Below are 17,466 nucleotides of genomic sequence, written 5' to 3'. Positions count from 1 at the left end.
CCCTGAGGCTCCGGCGGCGCTCCCCGATCAAGCTCGAAGAGCCGATACGAAGTGAACCCGTCGCGATTTCCTCCCGTTTCCGCTCATCATTCTGATCCCTGCGCGGGAATGCCGAGCCGGCCGCGGTACGGATGAGGTTCCTGCCAAGTCTCTTCCCAGAAGTACAGGTACGCGAGATGCTCGGGGAGGTCCGGGAGAAGATGACGGGGGAAGTCGGGATCGTCAGGCTTTCGCAGCAGCACCGTCCAGTACTCCTCGGCCGCGCGCTGGACATCGTCAAGGCTGTATTCGGCCGTTTCCTCCAAGAAGTTGTGCTCGACGAGAACCGTTTCGCCGACGAAGGTAGCGGTGTAGATGTCTCCCGGGTACTCCTGCGCCTTCTCTCCCGCAGTCGCCTTGGACACGCTGTCGAGGACGTCTAGACAGCGTCCGAAGTTGTTTCCAACGTCGGAGGAGAGCCAGACGGCGAGGGGAATGAGCCGGTCATCGGAGCGTCGGTACTCGACGCTTCCGCCGCGCAAATAGAATTCCAGACCATTCACGGTTGCCTTCTCTAGAGTTTGGGCCGGCCGTAGCCGACGTCCCCGGTCGATCGGTCGTACCAACCCTCGATCCGGATGTCACCGTACATTCCCTCCCAGGTGCCGTCTTCTTTCTTATGGGCGTTCTTGAATGCATCGGAAGTCACTTTGTCGATTCCCACGCCTGCATGTCGTCGGGCCAGAAGGTGCTCCATCCTTGATTGCCGTGCCTGGCAATCCAGGGCGGTGGCGGTGAGTGGTTCTTGAATTCGATGTAGCCCTCGTACACGCCGGTCTTGGGATCCTTTCACTCATCAACGTAGCGCGTCGATCGGGGTGGTCCAGATCGCCTGGGCGGCGGTGGTATCCGGGCTCGTGGTACACATCCTTGCGACCTGCGGAAAGGTGACCCATCGCCTAGTTCTGCGGTTTGCGGATTCTGCGAGCTAGCGCCGCGACCGGTATCGCTCGCGTTGTGTGACGGTTTTCGGCCGAGTAGCCGAGGGGCAGATCGCCGAGTCGGTCGTCGCGTCCTGCCCGTCGCGCACCGGGGTCCTCTATCGACACCTTGGTATGGTGCCCAGGTTGCACCGCTTGGAGAATACGGCAGCGTTCAAGGGAGAGGGCCAGGCGACGATGCAGGCGTCAGAGGTTCCGCGTGCGGTGGCTGCGGCCATGTCGACCGCCTCATCACTTGACCTGACAGTCGACGACGCGATCGTTCTTCATGACTCGAACAAGCTCACTCTGCGTCTGCTGCCTTGCGACGTCCTGGCCCGGGTGGCACCCGTAGCGGATCAGGTCGCACGGTTCGAGGTCGAGCTTGCTCAGCGGCTCGCCGAATCCGGGTGCCCTGTGGCTGCTCTTGAGCCTCGAGTGGAGCCACGCGTCTATGAGCGTGATGGCTTCGTGGTCACGCTGTGGACCTACTACGAACCCATGACACGTGGAGAGGTCTCACCAGCCGACTACGCCAATGCGCTCGAGCGGTTGCATGCCGGCATGCGCAAGCTCGATGTCCCGACGCCGCACTTCACGGATCGAGTCGAGCAGGCCCAACAACTCGTGGCGAACCGCGACCATACTCCGGCGCTCGCCGACGCGGACCGGGAGCTGCTCGGCGACACGTTACGAAGTCTGAGACGAGTGATCGGCGAGCGCGGCGGCGCCGAGCAGCTGCTGCACGGCGAGCCGCACCCGGGCAACGTGCTCACCACGAAGAACGGGCTGCTGTTCATAGACCTCGAGACATGTTGCCGTGGGCCTGTCGAATTCGACCTCGCCCATGCGCCTGATGAAGTCAGCGAGCACTATTCGGGCGTCAATCAAGACTTGCTGCGCGAGTGCCGGATCCTCGTGCTGGCGATGATCACAACGTGGCGCTGGGATCGAGGCGACCAACTCCCAAACGGGCGCAAGCTGGGCACAGAGTGGCTCAGCCAGATCCGAGCAGCGCTCGATCGCAAAGGGCTGGAGACCCATGGCTGATGCCCCCGTCTTAAGCGGTATTCCAGTAGTTCTGCATGTAGCCAGGGAGTCAGAGGCTGGTTCAGATCGCATCGCCCGGAGGGTGTCAGTCGTGACCATTGTGCTCCACACATGACCTTCATCTACGACGTTGTCGCCGGCCGCCGCAGTGGCACCACTGTCACCGGCCTCGTGCATTGCCGCGATACCGACAACTACGGGTACCCTCGGAGCCCGGAGTTCGGGCTTAAGATCATTGTGGGCGCGTGGAGGGAGTTCAGCCGGGTCGGTACCGCGTCTGCGACGGAAGCCGAGCTCAAGGAGCTCTATGAGCTCGTTCTCAGGCGTGCCGAGTTCGCACGCCGCGCTGCGGAGATTATCGTTTCGTTCGACCTGGATGAGGGCGAAGAGGGCCGACGAAGGTTCCCCGGCTTCACCATCGAGGTGAGCGATCCGCGCTATCTCGACCACTTCCCCGAGGACCAGTCCCGGTATTTTCAAATGACCTAATAGGCAACGGGTGTAGCGGCAGGGTCGGCGAATGTCCTTGATCGCGTACCACCCATGTGCCGATCATGAACCGCTCTCAGCAGTAGTGACGCGGATGATGAGGGCACGGGGTTGATCGTCATGGCGCGCAATGTCCGACACTTCGTGGTCGGCGTGGAAAATGGCCTCGACACAGCAGAACTGGCCGACGAGACTCCACGCTGCTGCCGCGACCTCGTGATTCCGTTTCAAGCAATGGAATTCGTGGCCCGTGCTGTCGATCTCTGTGACCCGATGGACGATTGTAGGTATTGTTATCCGTTGGCCGATTCAGCTTCCAGCTCGCCATTCATCTCCGAAGGCAAGACGAGATGATCAGCACGATGCAATTCACTGACCGCAACGACCTGTAGATGAGTAAGCACATTAACCGGATCTGCGACAGAGTGCGGGTTCCGTCGCAGATAGTCGATCTCCGCAGGCGACAGATCCTTGACCGTGAGCATGTCGTTCGTCTTCACGAGCAGCAGGGCTCCGGAATGGATAACAGCTGTGGGAACGGCTTCGACGGCGGCGATCAGCTTGGCGACAGCCTCGGCTTTCGCACCATCGACCTTGGCTTGCTCGGCGTCCACTGCTCGGAGCTGGAGAGCCCTTTTAACTTCGACGGTGATCTCCTTGCCGAGATCGGAACCAGCCGCTTTCTGCAGGTCTCGCCTTCGAGCTCGAAACCAGTAGGCGAGCGACCCATGGATCGGGCCGCGCTGTTCCTCAATTTCGAGATCGAACGCGCCTACGAGTTGGCCGACAGCTTCGACCAGCCCGGAGGATGTCTCAGGGGCGGTACGGCCCCCACCCAAATAAATGAACATTGACAAGCGCTGCGGGACGTCATCGACCGCGTCCTGAAGTGCCTGCTCGATCATGGCTACAACGGCAGCGGAAGATTCCTCCTTGTCGTCATTTTCGACTTCGATTGGCAATCGAACGCCTCCGGAGGTATTCATCTCAGCATGCTCAATGTTGATCCGAGGTTCACCGCCATCGCGTTTCCACGCTAACCGCACCGTCATGTGCGCCGATCTCTCCTGCGTCAGGATCGCGTTACCGCTCGCCGTGAACTTGACACCGAATTCAAGCTGGACTTCGTCCGGAGCGACGTCATGGAACGCATCCAGGGCTTCCCGCGCTGCATCCCGGAAGGGCTCCAACGCCCCACGTATTGCAACCAGTTCCGTCTTTGTTCCTCGAGCCATGGTGCTCTTCACCTCTCTCTTGTGACAGTACGGATGTGTCTAGGATGACAGAAGCAATGCCATATGCACCTGGATACTGGCCAAAACCACTCCGCTGTGGAGCCTAATTTTGTCCGGTTTCCTCACGTTCTGAGGCTCGGGATTGAGGTGGCAACCGAACTCTAGAAGTCCAACCTCGACGAGAAAGCCGATGACGACCACGGGATCGCTTTCGGGCTCTTCCAGCAGCACCCCAAAATGGCTGGGGGACCCGCGCATGGGTCACGAACTGCTCTCAGCAGCAAAGACGCGGGGGCCCCCCATCGGCGGGGCCCCCGCCAAGTGGATCCGGGGTGCACCCCAGGTTCCCTACGTGATCGCAGCAGCACCGCCGGGGGGCCAGCCGTACGGCGGCCACCGCGCAATGTCTAGAGGTGGTCCACGACTGGTTGACACAACCGGTCCGCTCCCGTTCGCGGCTTGGCGGCGTCTCGGCCCTGTCGCTACCTCTCGGACCTGACCGACGCGCAGTGGAAGCCGATCGAGCATCTGCTGCCGGAGCTCAGCACGGGCGGACGCCCGGAGAGCATCCACGCCGTGAGATCGTCAACGAGATCGTGCACGTGGTGCGCTCCAGCTGTCCCTGGAGCTACCTGCCCGCCCGACTTGCCGCCCTGGCAGGCCTTGTACTGGTACTTCCATTAGTGGGAACAAGCCGGTCATACCCTGTCGTCGGCTGGCTCGTGATTACGGACGCCACCCCGCATCTCCGAAGCGATCATCCGCCGGGCAGCACCAGACTCACCCGCTCGCGGGCGGCGGGGTCGCGCCCTGCCTGCCAGCGCGCTCGCTTCGCCCGGAGACTCGAGCGTAACGGGCCAACGAGGCAACCGAAGAGTGCCTGGAGTACGCCAGCAGTGTGGAGGTGCAGGGCGAGGACGAGCTGGGAGGGGTTCCTGGACACGCTCGGTGTGTTCCTCAGCCCTTGTCGTTGTACCACTCCGTGCACTTGTGCTTGCGCGTCTTGGACCAGGGGCGGACCTTGATGTCCAGACAGGCCCGCATCCACGCGCCCCGATTGGACAGCATGTTGGACCAGCTTCGCGAAAACGGACCGCACTGGGTCCAGGTCTTTTTGCCGTTGGTCGAGCGGTCGACCCAGACGCGGTCACCCGGGATGGTGAAGCCGACGATGTGGGCGTACGACCAATCGGCGTACGGCAGGCGGTTTGGAATTCTCAGGTTTCTCAGCCAGAGCACGCGGCCCTTGAAATTGATCTTGCGGACTGGGTACCCGACGTTGAGGACGTCGATCGGTTTGGGGGTCTCGGGCGCAATGTAGCGGCCGCAGTCGGTGGTGCCCGTGTGCGTGATGGAGGCGCTTGTCGAGAGCTTCCCGTCGGCGGATTTCGAGGCTTTCGGAGTGTTCGCAGAGGCTGGCCCTGTGGCGGTTCCCACTGCGAGCGTGCCCGCGATTGTCGCGGCAAGCGCTACTCGCCGAAATGTTGGCATGTGATCTCCCTGTGGGTGAGTGCGTATTCGCTGGGCGCTGCCTGCCAGGCTGCGTCCTTCAGCAAGGCTCACCGGTTGCTCTGCGGCACGACAAGAAGTGAGCCGACATTGGGACGCCTGGGATGCCACGGGCATGCTGACCTGCCAGGGAAGGCATGGTTTGGGATGGCCCAGGAGGAAACGAGGCCATGCGGTTGCTGTCGCGCGCTTGTGGGGGTTTTGGGAAGGAAGGGCCATCACGTAAGCCGCAACCTGCGAATATTGGACCGGCATGGGTCGGCATGGGATGATCGGCGCGAATTTCATAGAACCAACGAGGACGCACTGTGGGGACGCCACGTACGGGGTCGGCTCTCGCGCAACTCCTGCAAAGCTTGAAGGAACGTAGCGGGCAGAGCTATGCCGACCTCGCCCGAAGGACCTATATCAGCAGTTCGACGCTACACCGCTACTGCACGGGCAAGGCCAGACCGCCGGACGTCGGCGTCGTGACACGGATCGCGCGAGTGTGCGGCGCCACCGAGCCGGAACTCCGGGACCTCGCACGGGCGTGGGCCTTCGACGAGGGAATTCGCGCCGCCGGCCCTCTGCCCGCCAGCCCCACCGCACCCTTGCCTGCACTCGTGATCCCTAATACGGACCCTGCCGAAACGGCGACAGCCGTACCAGGGGTGGGGTCGGCGCGGTCAAAGCGAAGAACCCTCACCGGTGTGCTGATCGCGTCGTTGATCATCTCGTTCGGCACGGTGTCATCACAAGGGCCGTTCGGGACGGCGCCCAGACCGGCGTCGCCGCAATGGGTCAGCGGCCCGAGCTGGGTCGTGGCACCCCGGCCGGTGCAGCCGGCCAGGTTCGGCGTGACGATGAACACGAACACCGGAGAGATGCCGAGCTTCCGGGTGGGGTCCGTCCGGTTTTGGGACAGCCAGACCCGATGGGCCAACCTGGAGCCGCGCCGGGGTGAATACGACTGGTCCGTTCTAGATCGCCTGGTGAATGGCGCCCAGCGTGCTGGGCTGCCGGCCCTGTTCGTCATCGGCGGCACGCCCGCCTGGGCCGCACTCAAGGCCCCGCGAATGGCCTATCCCGAAGGTGCCCGGGCGGCACCGCCGGATGACTTGGCGAATTGGCGGCGGTTCGTCCGCGCTCTCGCCGGGCGATACAGGGGCCGGATGGAAGCTTATGAGCTATGGCCGGTCGCGAATGATTCCCGATTCTATAACGGCGACACGGCGACCCTGGTGGAGATGACACGGCAGGCTAACCAGATCATCAAGCAGGCCGATCCCGGTGCGATAGTAGTGTGCCCGGGGGTAGGTCGACTATGGAACTCAGAAGGGCAGGGCTTTCTGCGCCAGTTCGCCGAGGCTGGAGGTTACGGGCACTGTGACGTCGCCAGTGTGAAGCTTCACCAGCGCTCCGCCTCCGATCCTCCGGAGACCATGCTGGCGATCCTGGACGCGGCTTACCGGACGATGCACCAAGCCGGCGTGCATCCTCCCATATGGAGCACCGGGACGACTCACGACATTGTCCTGCAACGACCACTCGACGAGGAACGCGCGATCGACCATGCGACCCGCTTCTATCTGACCGGATTGTACGGCAGCGTCAACGTGAATCTCAGCCGTACCTATTTCTACGCCTGGGGCGCCAGGACTCTTCCGCTGACCCTGCAGGTCCCCGGAGCTGCGCCGACCAGGGCCGCGCTGGCGGTGGAGCAGTTGCAGCGGTGGCTAACCCGATCTCGGATTCGCGCATGTGGGCAGGGTACCGCCATTCAGCTACCGGCCAATGTATGGCAGTGCGAATTCTCCATACCCGACGTCGACGGCCGGTATCGACCCGCCGTACTACGTTGGACTCACGCCGGTACCGCATCCACATCCGTCCCGCCCCACACCACGCGGCTCCTGAGATTGGACGGTACCGCCACACCGGTCAGGCCGGGCGACTTCGCCGAGATCAGCACCCGCCCTATTCTCCTGACGGCCGATTGAGAAAACGGTGGTGACGACATGCAGGAAGGGTGTGATCGATACTTCCTCGCCGTCTACCGGCGTCTCCGACTTCGCATGGCCAGCGGTCACTGGTAAGAAGGCACTCAGGGTCTCGGCCTGGCCATATCAACTAGCGGCCAGGCCGAGACCACGCGGAGCTAGAGCGCCTTGATGCACCCGTGAACGGCCCTGATCGCTGCCTCCGTTTTATTTGTCACCAGGAGTATGGTATCTCCCTTCGACCACCGGTAGATGGACCAGGAAGCCCCGCCGGCACAAATATTCGCCTTGTACCAGGCCCACTTTCCGGAAGCCTTGGCGGCTTTTGAGATTCGGGGCCAGTTTTTCTTGACGAATTCTATGAATGGCTTGATCCTGCTGGCTGCGCTGGCTTTCTCGATTGCGGCCTCTGGGGATATCCCGGAGTCGGTCCTGTAGTCGTGGGCGGCTGTCTTCCAAAGCGCAGGGGTTTCGGCGGCCCATACAGCCGGGGTTTTGTAGGCGGGAATGGGCGCCGGCGACTCGGCCGCACTGGCTGGTGCGGCCGCCAGCATGACACTCGCCATTGCACCCACCGCCAGCATGCCGACGATCCTTCGAGTTGGCTTCATTGATTCCTCCCCGTGAATAGCGCGGTTCTTTCGCCGATAACTCTTCGCATGCTGGGGCCCGACCACAACGGACCTGTGCCGGGCGGGGATGGGCGGGACATCACCTTAGGCGTGACCTGCGGAGCCTCGGCCAGGGTGGGACGGCGTGGGACGATTTCGAGTGGTGTGGACCCATAGGTGGGTGGGAGGGCCGGTGCCGGCGCCCCCACACTCGGTTCGTCGGTCGGGAGGCGATGATCGTGGCCCTGCGGCTTCGCCTGATCTGATGGCGCCCTCGATGTAGCCGTACCACCCCGTCAGAAGACGATCACGGTCCGTTTTAGCCGCCAGATGTTATCCCCAGCTAGAGGCCGCCGGTTGTGAAGACAGCTGTGGCCGAGCCGTTCGTGCTCGTGCAGGACTCCCGTAGGGTGCCGTGGCATGAAACCCGCCTCGTTACCCCAGACCGACCGCCTGCTCCGGCTCTGGCCGAAGGACCCCGACCCGGACGCCTTCGCCGAGCACCGGCTCGCCCCCGCCTTCGAGGCGGAGGGGCGTACGGAGTTGACGGTGCGCAGGCGTGACAGGCTCAAAGGCCTGCGGCACCTGACAATGTTGCGGACCCTGCGTCTCGACCACTGCAAGGCACTGACGGATCTGTCCGAACTGGCCGCCCTGACCGGCCTGGTGGAGTTGGAACTGGACGGCTGCGCGGCCGTTACCGACCTGACCCCGCTGGCCGGCCTCTCCGACCTGGAGACGCTGCGGCTGACGGCCTGCCGCGGGGTCGCCGACATCTCGCCGCTGTTCGGCCTGCGGAACCTGCGAAGGCTCGACCTGCGCAGCAGCGGGGTGCGGAGCGTCGAAGGCGTCGCGGAGGCCTTCGACCAGCTCGAAATCCTCAGCCTCAACAACTGCCGGTTCATCGAGGACATCCGGCCGCTGTCGGGGCTAGGCAATCTGACTGAGCTGGACGTGAGCCTTACTAAGATCACGACCCTGGAGGGGCTGTACGGCCTCGCCGCCGTCACCGAGCTGCACATGCACTGCGCGCGGCTGAAGAGCCTCGACGGCATCGCCGCCATGCCCGCACTGGAGATCCTGTACCTAGGCGGCTGCACGAACCTGAAGAGCCTGGACGGCCTGGGCCACCACCCCCACCTGGAGAGACTCGGCCTGCCTTACGCGAAACTGCCCGACCTGCGCCCCCTGTCCCGGCTGCCCGCGCTGACCGGGGTGCACATTGACAACACCCAGGGGCTCACCACGCTGGACGGGCTCGAAGGCCACCCGTCGATGGAGGAGGTCAGCCTGGCCTACGCCGAGGACCTGACGGACTTCTCCGCGCTCGCCCGGATGCCCGCCCTGCGCCAGCTGACCGTCCAGGGCCTGGACCTGACGGATCTCGCCCCGATCTCCGGGCTGCTCCATCTGGAGAGGCTGGACGTGGCGGACTGTCCCTCGCTGGCGGACCTGTACCCGCTCGTCGACCTGCCCTCGCTCAAGGAGGTGCACGTGTGGAAGTGCCCCGCGCTGCCACAGTACGTGCTCGACGACCTGCGCGCCCGCGGCCTGCTCGTGCAGTGAACGGCCCGCAGGCGCCGGGATCCGCGGGGGAAAGGCTCGGTGCGGGGCTCTTACTGAAAGGCGTTTACCGGGGCGGCAGGGCCACGAAACGCAAGGCCGGAGGGGGTCGATGCGGCGCGGCGGAAACGGGTGGGCCTCCGGTCTAATGGTGTATCAGCTAGAAGAACGGCAAGCTGGGTCGATGATCCGCCACACGATCGTAGATGGCACGCAACCACGGCTCACGGGTTGCCGGGAGCCGCGCCAGCGTGCTGAGAAACACCTCTGAATCAGGGCTGAATGAGCTGTAAGGCAGCAGCGGCAGGGGATCGTCGCGGTGGACGTCGTCGGGCATCCCGGCCGCCGCTGGACCAAGCCGCCGATCGTCGTTGAAGGCCATGTACATCCACACGTCAGCGGCCAGCGGAACCACCGCTTCCGCGCCGCACGGCCACACCTCGCCGGTCTGCGGATGCCGCGGCACCAAGGCGATGTCCGTGATCACGTCGGGCAGGCCGGGCCCGGCCAGGACGAGGTGCCGCTCGGGCGGTCCTGGAGGGAGCAGCGCGTCGAGCGCTCTGCGAAAGACCTCGGCGGCAAATCCATCAGAAGCGACCACCCGCATACCGCCCGACACCGCCAGCAGGTGGGCCAGCGCCACCGAGACCGCGGCAGCCCACACCGGGCTCCAGAATCCGAGCTGATCAACGGGCGGCGTGTCCGGATACGCCTTCCGCAGCATCTCCCAGCCGACCACCTGATGAGCGGGGCCGTCTACGGCGACAGGACACACGGCGCGCGGGTCCAACCACACCACCTGCCAGATCCCGCAGTCGTCAATCCGGGTAGCCACCGCACGCCCGCACTCTGCGCACGCCAGGTTGGGGCCGTTCCGGCTGTCCCAGCCACAGCAGAGGCCATCGCACCGCTCCGGAATGAGGACGGTTCCGCGGACATCGCCCGGCGCGACCCCGACCTGTCCCGAGGGCCCGTACGGCAGGGAGTACACCGGCGCGTACACGCCACGGGCTTCCGCCTCCTCGGCGCCGACCTCGTCCCACAGCCGCCACGGTGGTCCGGAAGGCGCAGGGTTCACCGCGTACGTCCCAGGCTCCAGAAACCCGGGGAGCAGGTCATGGCCGTACGTTTGGTCGGCATGGTCGGGCAGCGCCACCCGCGATAGTCGCGCGGTCACCACAGCACCGCACCCCACACAGGCGAAAACGACCAAGCGCCCTCCCCTATCTCAATGATTCGATCATGCTGCCACAAATGCCCGGGGCGGTCCCGGATTGCGGCTACCGGGGGCCTGGCCTCGGTAGCTCATCGAACTCCCGCCCTGGCCTCGCATCTGGCCATGGGAGGCGCTGAGGACGGTGCGGTCACGGTGGGTGGTGCTTACGGAGTGCTTCGATCGCGCGCCGGCTCGCGGACCGCATCGTGGCGCTGGCCGGCACCTACCAGGAGCGGGTCACCGGAATTGGCGGCGGCCCGGCTCGCGACCGCTATGTGAGCCGGCGGAGCAGGTAGGTGTCCATGATCCAGCCCTTGTGGTCCCGCGCCTCGGCCCGGAGTTCGCGGATCCGGTCGCCGACCTCGCTCACCGGCCCCTGTACGAGGATCTCGTCGTCGGTCCCCAGGTAGGCGCCCCAGTAGATGTAGAAGTCGTCCATCCCGGCGAAGGCGCAGCGGGCGTCGAGCATGACGACCATGTCGTCCGCTGTGGCGCCCTCCTCGGCCAGGCGGCGGCCGGTGGTGATGTGCACGGGCCGGGCGACCTGGGTGAGGGAGGTGCGATGCCGTGCGGTCAGCGCGGACACGGCGCTGATCCCGGGGACCACCTCGAACGGGAACGGCAGCCGCTCCAGGATCGCCAGGGTGCTGTCGTAGAGGCCGGGATCTCCCCAGACCAGGAACGCGCCGGTCTCGCCGTCGGCGAGCGCGTCGTCGATCATCCGCTCGTACAGCTCCGCCCGCCGGAGCCGCCAGCCCTCGACGGCCTCGGCGTAGGCGGTCGCGGTCCGGTCCCGCTCGGGGTCGCGGCCTTCGACGATCCGGTACGGCAGGCGGCCGTGCTCCTCGACGAGGCGTCTGCGCAGCCGTACCAGGTCGTCCTTCTCCTCGCCCTTGCCGATGACGAAGAACACATCGGTGGCGGCGATGGCCTTCGCTCCCTGGAGGGTGAGATGGTCGGGATCGCCCGCGCCGATGCCGATGATCAATAGCCGCTTCACCCGTCACAGTGTGCCATGTGGCGACTTGTACGATATTTCCTGCTATCAGGCTTTAAGGAGATATGTGAAGCGAGCCGCCCGCCCGCTGGGCAACGCGTGATCACAGTCGTGGGCATCGGCGCGGACGGCTGGGACGGGCTGGTTCCCGCCTCGCGCCGCGCGGTGGAGACCACCGACGTCGTGGTCGGCAGCGCCCGTCAGCTGGCCCTGGTGCCGGACACGGGCGCGGAGCGCGTCCCGCTGCCGTCGCCGCTGCTGCCGAACCTGCCCGGCCTGCTGGACTCGCTGGCCGGCCGCGCGGTGTGCGTGCTGGCCAGCGGAGACCCGATGTTCCACGGGATCGGCGGCACGCTCGTGCGGCTGCTCGGGGCCGGGGAGGTCCGGGTGCTGCCGCACGTGTCGTCGGTGTCGCTCGCCTGTGCCCGCCTGGGCTGGCCCGTGGAGAACGTCGAGGTCGTCAACCTGGTCGGCCGCCCGCCCGCCGCCCTGCGCGCCGCGCTGCAGCCCCGCCGCCGAATCCTGGTGCTCGGCGGCTCGGCCGAGGTCGTCACCGGCATGCTGGACCCGGCCGGGTACGGCCCGAGCCGCGTCACCGTCCTGTCCGACCTGGGCGCGCCGACGGAGTCGACGGGCGTCGAGAGCGGTCTGCAGGTGATCGCCGTCGACTGCGTCGCCGCCCCGGACGCCCAGCCCCTCGCCCGGGTGCCCGGCCTGCCCGACGACGCCTTCGAACACGACGGCCAGCTGACCAAGCGCGAGGTCCGCGCGGCGAGCCTGTCGCGGCTCGCACCGCTCCCCGGCGACCTGCTGTGGGACGTGGGCGCCGGCGCGGGAAGCATCGCGATCGAGTGGATGCGCACCCACCCGGCCTGCCGGGCCGTGGCCGTGGAGAGTCACCCCGACCGGGCCGCCCGCGTCCGGCGCAACGCCGACACGCTCGGCGTGCCCGCCCTGCGCGTCGCCGAAGGCAGGGCGCCCGCCGCGCTGGACGGGTTGCCCGTGCCGGACGCGGTCTTCGTCGGCGGCGGCCTCACCGCCCCCGGCCAGGTCGAGGCCTGCTGGGCGGCGTTGCGGCCGGGCGGCCGGCTGGTGGCCAACGCCGTCACGCTGGAGTCCGAGGCGGTCGTCGCGGGCTGGTACGGCCGGCTCGGCGGCGAGCTGGTGCGGCTTGCCGTACAGCGGGCCGCCCCCGTCGGCGGCTTCACCGGCTGGCGTCCCGCGATGCCCGTCACCATCTGGTCTGTCAGGAAGGAAAACACATGACCGTGTACTTCATCGGCGCCGGCCCCGGCGCGGCCGACCTGATCACCGTGCGAGGGCTGCGGGTCCTGGAGTCCGCCCCGGTGTGCGTCTACGCGGGCTCGCTGGTGCCGCGTGAGCTGCTCGACGCCTGCCCGCCGGGCGCCCGGCTGATCGACAGCGCCGACCTGAACCTCGACCAGATCGTCGAGGAACTCGCCTGTGGCCTGGACGTGGCGCGGTTGCACTCCGGCGACCCGTCGATCTTCAGCGCGATGGCCGAGCAGATGCGCCGGCTCGACGAGCTCGGCGTGCCGTACGAGATCGTTCCCGGTGTCCCGGCCTTCGCCGCGGCGGCCGCCACGCTCCGTCGCGAGCTGACCGTGCCGGGGGTCGCGCAGACGGTCATCCTCACCCGCACCTCGGCCAGAGCCACTCCGATGCCCCCGGGCGAGGATCTGGCGACGCTGGGCGCCAGCCGCGCCACGATGGTGCTGCACCTGGCCGTCCAGCGGGTCGACGCGGTGGTGGCGGAACTGCTGCCCGGCTACGGCGAGGACTGCCCGGTCGCCGTGGTCGCCTACGCCAGCCGCGACGACGAGGTCATCCTGCGGGGCACGCTGTCGGACATCGCGGCGCAGGTGAAGGAGGCGGGGATCAGACGTACCGCGGTCATCGTCGTGGGCCGGGCGCTGACGGCGAGCGGATTCCCCGGCAGCCACCTCTACAGCGCCGAGCGGGACCGGGCGTGCGGCGCGTCCTGATCCTGGGCGGCACCGCGGAGGCTCGCGCCCTGGCCGCCGAGCTGGCCGGGCGGGGCGTGCGCGTGGTGTCGTCGCTGGCGGGCCGGGTGACCAACCCGCGCCTGCCCGTCGGCGAGGTCCGCGAGGGCGGGTTCGGCGGCGCGGACGGCCTGGCCGCCTGGTTGCGCGCCGAAGGCGTCGACGCGGTCGTGGACGCCACCCACCCCTTCGCGGCCCGGATGAGCGCCTCCGCCGCCGAGGCCGCCGAGCGCACGGGCGTGCCCCTGCTGATCTTGCGCAGGCCGGGCTGGCGGGAGGAGCCGGGCGACTCGTGGCGCCGGGTGCCCGACCTCGTGCGGGCCGCGGAACTGCTCGGCCCGCACGACCGGGTGTTCCTCACCACCGGCCGCCGCAGCCTGCCGGTGTTCGCGGGAGTTCCCGGCGCCTGGTTCCTGGCCAGATCCGTCGACCCGCCCGAGCCGCCGGTCCCGGCCGGCGTCCAGGTGATCCTCAGCCGCGGGCCGTACACCGTCGAGGGCGAGCTGGCCCTCATCCGTGAGCACCGGCTGGACGTGCTGGTCACCAAGGACAGCGGCGGTTCGATGACCGCCGCCAAGCTGGTCGCCGCGCGGCGGTCCGGCGTCCGGGTGATCATGGTCGACCGGCCGGCGCCGCCGCCCGGCGTGCGGTGCGTCGAGGGCGTGCCGGCGGCGGCCGACTGGGCTCAGGGGTAGCGGCGCGGGGTGTACACCACGCCCCTATCGGTGACGCGCGTGGTGGACGAGCCGACGATGAGCAGACAGCGCATGTCCACCGCCGCCGGATCCAGTTCGCCGAGAGTGGTGACCGTGACGCTCTCGTCCGGACCGCCGACGGCCCGCCCGATCACCACCGGTGTCCGCGGGTCCCGGTGCTCCAGCAGCAGGTCGCGGGCGGCGGGCAGCTGCCAGGTACGGCTGCGCGAGGCCGGATTGTAGATCGCCAGCACCAGATCGGCCCGGGCGGCGGCGGCCAGGCGCTCGGCGACCACCTCCCACGGCTTGAGGATGTCCGACAGGGAGATCACGCAGTAGTCGTGCCCGAGCGGCGCCCCGGCCTTCGCCGCGACCGCCTGAGCCGCCGTCAGCCCGGGCACCACCCGCACCGGCACGCCGGGGAAGTCGGCCGCGGCTTCGAGGATGGCGCTGGCCATGGCGAACACGCCCGGATCTCCCGAGGAGACCACGGCCACCCGCCTGCCCTGCCCGGCCAGTTCCAGCGCGTGCCTGGCGCGCTCGGCCTCGACCCTGTTGTCCGTGCGGTGCCGCCGCTGCCGCGGGTTCGGCTCGACGCGGTCCACGTAGGGGCCGTAGCCGACCAGGTCGGTGGCGGTCGCGAGGGCGTCCTGCGCCTCCGGCGTCAGCCAGGACCGTCCGGCCGGGCCCAGCCCGACGACCGCGACCTCGCCGGTACCGACGCCCTGCGCCGGCTCCGGCACGAAGGTCTGCTCGGCGGGGCCGGCCAGCAGCGCGAGCGAGAAGTACGGCACGCCGTCCGGATCCACGTCCTTCAGCGGCGCGACCCGCTCGCCGCCCATCGTGGCCCGCTCGACGTACCACGCGTCGTCGAGCCGCCCCGCCTCGGCGAAGGCCTCGCGCACCTTGGTGAAGGTGCGCCCCAGCTTCATGACGACCGCGGAGTCCGTTCCGCGCAGCCGCTCGGCCAGTACCTCGCCGGGCAGGGTGCCCGGCAGTACGGTCAGCGTCTCGTCCCGCTCGACCAGCGGCCGGCCGAGCACGGCGGCCGCCGCGCTGACCGAGGTCACGCCCGGCACCACCTCGGTCGGATAACGGTGGGCCAGCCGCTTGTGCATGTGCATGTAGGAGCCGTAGAAGAGCGGGTCGCCCTCGCAGAGCACCACGACGGTCCGCCCCGCGTCGAGGTGCGCGGCCAGCCGAACCGCGCACTCGGCGTAGAAGTCGTCGAGCGCCCCCTGGTAGCCGCCGGGGTGGTCGGTGGTCTCGGTGGTGAGCGGGTACCGCAGCAGCTCCTCGACCTGTCCCTCCCTCAGGTACGGCAGGGCGATGGACCGGGCGATGCTGCGCCCGTGCCGCGCGGCGTGGTAGGCGATCACGTCCGCCTCGCCGATCAGCCGGGCGGTCTTGACCGTGACCAGCTCGGGGTCACCGGGGCCGAGGCCGACGCCGTACAGGCGTCCCGACATGTGGCTCACTCCACTTCGTTCGCGATGGCGTTGACCGCCGCCGCCGTCATGGCACTGCCGCCGCGGCGGCCGTGCACCACCAGGTGTTCGAGGTCGCTGTCCGCGAGCGCCTGCTTGGACTCGGCGGCGCCGACGAAGCCGACCGGGATGCCGAGTACGGCGGCGGGCCGGCCGGCCCCCTCGGCGACCAGCTCCAGCAGGCGGAACAGCGCGGTGGGCGCGTTGCCGATCGCGACCACGGAGCCGTCCAGGCGGTCGCGCCACAGCTCCAGGGCGGCGGCGCTGCGCGTCGTGCCCAGACACTCGGCCAGTTCCGGCACGCGCGGGTCGCCGAGCGTGCAGAGGATCTCGTTGCCCGCCGGGAGGCGGCTCCGGGTCACGCCGGAGGCGACCATCATGGCGTCGCAGAGCACCGGGGCGCCCGCGCGCAGTGCCCGCCTGGCCCGGGTGACGACCTCGGGCGACCAGGCCAGGTCGGGCACCAGGTCGGTCATCCCGCAGGCGTGGATCATCCGGACCGCCACCTGGGCGACCTCGGGTGGCAGGCCGCTCAGGTCGCTCTCCGCGCGGATCGTGGCGAACGACTGCCGGTAGATCTCGGCGCCGTCACGTACGTAGTCGGTCACTGATGCCTTTCCTCGTATCCGTCGGCGGTGGCCACCATCCGCACCACCCGGCCGCTGGGCAGCCCGCACTGCCGCTCGCAGCCCGCCCAGTGCACCGGGAGGTCGGTGTGCCGCCGCGGCACCCAGCGCGCGGCGTCGGCCTGGACGTCGGCGAGGGCGCCGGCGCATCCGGGCCGGCCCGCGCAGGCGGTCACCCCCGCCCAGGCGGAGTCGGGGTCCGTGATGAGCCCGGCCGCGTCGAGCAGGGCGCCGATGCCGGGCCGGTCCGCCACGAGAACGCTACGGCGGGGCGACAGCCGTACCTCGGGCGCCTGGGCCTGCTCGGCGAGGTCGGCGAGAGCCGTGGCCTGCTCGACGGTGAGGCGGCCCAACGGCACCAGCGCCTCCACCAGCCCGGCCGGCCGTTCCGGCGGGCTGAGCGGTCGCCGCGGGCCCAGCTCGCCGCCGAGCGCCGAGGCGATCCTGGCCGGACCGTCCGCCAGCTCGGCGACCCGCCACTCGTCCGTGCGCAGCCGCAGGAAGGCGGCCGCCGCCGCCAGCATGGCCGCCGGAGTTCCCGGCAGGCCGATCATCTCGTGCCCCGCCACCAGCAGCCGCCCGTCCGCCGCGGTCACGTCAGCCGTCAGGCCGGTGCCGCCCAGGGCGAACAGGAACCGGCCGGGGAGTCCGGCGAGTTCGGGGCGGGCGCACAGGGCCCGGTCCAGCTCGGCGATGAGCGCCACCGCCACGGTCGGCGCGGCGGCGATGTTGCGCACCCGCTCGTGCGTGACCGACGGCAGCAGCCCGGCCGCCGCGATCCGCTCGGCGAAGGCGGCAGGATCGCGCAGGCCACGGACCTGGACGTTGGCGCGGGAGGTCAGCTCGATCACGCCGGAGCCCAGCCGGTCCGCGCACGTCGCCAGCTCGCGGAGCTGCGACGGGGTGAGGACACCGCCCGGCGTGCGCACCCGGGCCAGCGGCCCGTCGGCGGCTTGGTGCACCTGGAGCGCCCCAGGACAGGCATCAGGCCGCATCCGCCCGGTAAAGCCGACTTTCGACACG

16 protein-coding genes are annotated in these 17,466 nt (G+C 68.3%); 7 read left to right on the top strand and 9 right to left on the bottom strand.

Annotated features, from left to right (window positions below; translation table 11 throughout):
• Nucleotides 1–86 precede the first annotated feature (86 nt).
• Entirely contained in the window at nt 87–542 is a 456-nt protein-coding gene (locus MBA17_RS23055; RefSeq protein ID WP_238498624.1) for a hypothetical protein, read from the bottom strand.
• Nucleotides 543–1,157: 615 nt separating this feature from the next.
• Here MBA17_RS23055 and MBA17_RS23050 point away from each other — a divergent pair.
• On the top strand, nt 1,158–2,009 hold the full coding sequence (locus MBA17_RS23050) for a phosphotransferase enzyme family protein (protein ID WP_238498739.1): 852 nt from the start codon (nt 1,158–1,160) through the stop codon (nt 2,007–2,009).
• A 111-nt stretch (nt 2,010–2,120) separates the two neighbouring features.
• A complete protein-coding gene (locus MBA17_RS23045) occupies nt 2,121–2,498 on the top strand; it encodes a hypothetical protein (protein ID WP_238498623.1) in 378 nt (125 codons plus the stop codon).
• A gap of 293 nt (nt 2,499–2,791) precedes the next feature.
• On the opposite strand, the gene MBA17_RS23040 is transcribed toward MBA17_RS23045, so the two are convergent.
• Nucleotides 2,792–3,745 carry a CU044_2847 family protein gene (locus tag MBA17_RS23040; RefSeq protein WP_238498622.1) on the bottom strand — a complete coding sequence of 318 codons (954 nt, stop codon included), beginning with the start codon at nt 3,743–3,745 and terminating at the stop codon, nt 2,792–2,794.
• A gap of 945 nt (nt 3,746–4,690) precedes the next feature.
• Nucleotides 4,691–5,224, bottom strand: a complete 534-nt coding sequence (locus tag MBA17_RS23035) for a hypothetical protein (RefSeq protein WP_238498621.1) — start codon at nt 5,222–5,224, stop codon at nt 4,691–4,693.
• Nucleotides 5,225–5,550: 326 nt separating this feature from the next.
• Between MBA17_RS23035 and MBA17_RS23030 the strand changes: the two genes are divergently transcribed.
• Nucleotides 5,551–7,224, top strand: a complete 1,674-nt coding sequence (locus tag MBA17_RS23030; protein ID WP_455432822.1) for a helix-turn-helix domain-containing protein — start codon at nt 5,551–5,553, stop codon at nt 7,222–7,224.
• Nucleotides 7,225–7,382: 158 nt separating this feature from the next.
• Here the strand turns inward: MBA17_RS23030 and MBA17_RS23025 are convergent, their stop codons facing one another.
• Nucleotides 7,383–7,808 (bottom strand): hypothetical protein, encoded by a 426-nt coding sequence (locus MBA17_RS23025; RefSeq protein ID WP_238498619.1) that lies wholly within the window; start codon nt 7,806–7,808, stop codon nt 7,383–7,385.
• Between the two features lie 447 nt (nt 7,809–8,255).
• On the opposite strand from MBA17_RS23025, the gene MBA17_RS23020 reads away from it, so the two are divergent.
• Complete coding sequence (locus tag MBA17_RS23020) at nt 8,256–9,401, top strand: leucine-rich repeat domain-containing protein (RefSeq protein WP_238498618.1); 1,146 nt, start codon at nt 8,256–8,258, stop codon at nt 9,399–9,401.
• Between the two features lie 157 nt (nt 9,402–9,558).
• On the opposite strand, the gene MBA17_RS23015 is transcribed toward MBA17_RS23020, so the two are convergent.
• Together MBA17_RS23015 and cobF are read right to left on the bottom strand one after the other, a co-directional pair.
• Nucleotides 9,559–10,554: a hypothetical protein gene (locus MBA17_RS23015; RefSeq protein ID WP_238498617.1), complete on the bottom strand. Its 996-nt coding sequence runs from the start codon at nt 10,552–10,554 to the stop codon at nt 9,559–9,561.
• 331 nt (nt 10,555–10,885) lie between these two features.
• Nucleotides 10,886–11,614 carry a precorrin-6A synthase (deacetylating) gene (gene cobF, locus MBA17_RS23010; RefSeq protein WP_238498616.1) on the bottom strand — a complete coding sequence of 243 codons (729 nt, stop codon included), beginning with the start codon at nt 11,612–11,614 and terminating at the stop codon, nt 10,886–10,888.
• A gap of 96 nt (nt 11,615–11,710) precedes the next feature.
• On the opposite strand from cobF, the gene cbiE reads away from it, so the two are divergent.
• Genes cbiE through MBA17_RS22995 form a run of 3 tightly spaced genes read left to right on the top strand, consistent with a single transcriptional unit; the run spans nt 11,711 to nt 14,330 of the window.
• The gene (gene cbiE / locus MBA17_RS23005; protein ID WP_238498615.1) at nt 11,711–12,877 is read left to right on the top strand and encodes a precorrin-6y C5,15-methyltransferase (decarboxylating) subunit CbiE; all 1,167 of its coding nucleotides are present in this window, start codon (nt 11,711–11,713) and stop codon (nt 12,875–12,877) included.
• Nucleotides 12,874–13,617: a precorrin-4 C(11)-methyltransferase gene (gene cobM, locus MBA17_RS23000; protein ID WP_238498614.1), complete on the top strand. Its 744-nt coding sequence runs from the start codon at nt 12,874–12,876 to the stop codon at nt 13,615–13,617. Before cbiE ends, cobM begins: the two co-directional genes overlap by 4 nt.
• A complete protein-coding gene (locus MBA17_RS22995) occupies nt 13,602–14,330 on the top strand; it encodes a cobalt-precorrin-6A reductase (protein WP_238498613.1) in 729 nt (242 codons plus the stop codon). Before cobM ends, MBA17_RS22995 begins: the two co-directional genes overlap by 16 nt.
• Here MBA17_RS22995 and MBA17_RS22990 read toward each other — a convergent pair.
• Genes MBA17_RS22990 through MBA17_RS22980 form a run of 3 tightly spaced genes read right to left on the bottom strand, consistent with a single transcriptional unit; the run spans nt 14,321 to nt 17,465 of the window.
• Nucleotides 14,321–15,799 carry a precorrin-2 C(20)-methyltransferase gene (locus MBA17_RS22990; protein ID WP_238498612.1) on the bottom strand — a complete coding sequence of 493 codons (1,479 nt, stop codon included), beginning with the start codon at nt 15,797–15,799 and terminating at the stop codon, nt 14,321–14,323. The two genes, MBA17_RS22995 and MBA17_RS22990, sit on opposite strands and share 10 nt — an antisense overlap.
• A 5-nt stretch (nt 15,800–15,804) precedes the next feature.
• Entirely contained in the window at nt 15,805–16,425 is a 621-nt protein-coding gene (locus MBA17_RS22985) for a precorrin-8X methylmutase (protein ID WP_238498611.1), read from the bottom strand.
• A complete protein-coding gene (locus tag MBA17_RS22980; protein ID WP_238498610.1) occupies nt 16,422–17,465 on the bottom strand; it encodes a precorrin-3B synthase in 1,044 nt (347 codons plus the stop codon). Before MBA17_RS22980 ends, MBA17_RS22985 begins: the two co-directional genes overlap by 4 nt.
• Nucleotide 17,466: the final 1 nt, after the last annotated feature.

Source organism: Dolomitihabitans soli (assembly GCF_022213955.1).
In the GTDB taxonomy this organism is placed as follows: domain Bacteria; phylum Actinomycetota; class Actinomycetes; order Streptosporangiales; family Streptosporangiaceae; genus Streptosporangium_A; species Streptosporangium_A soli.
Note: the sequence above shows the minus strand (reverse complement) of the source record. Positions and strands in the feature narration are given on the sequence as shown.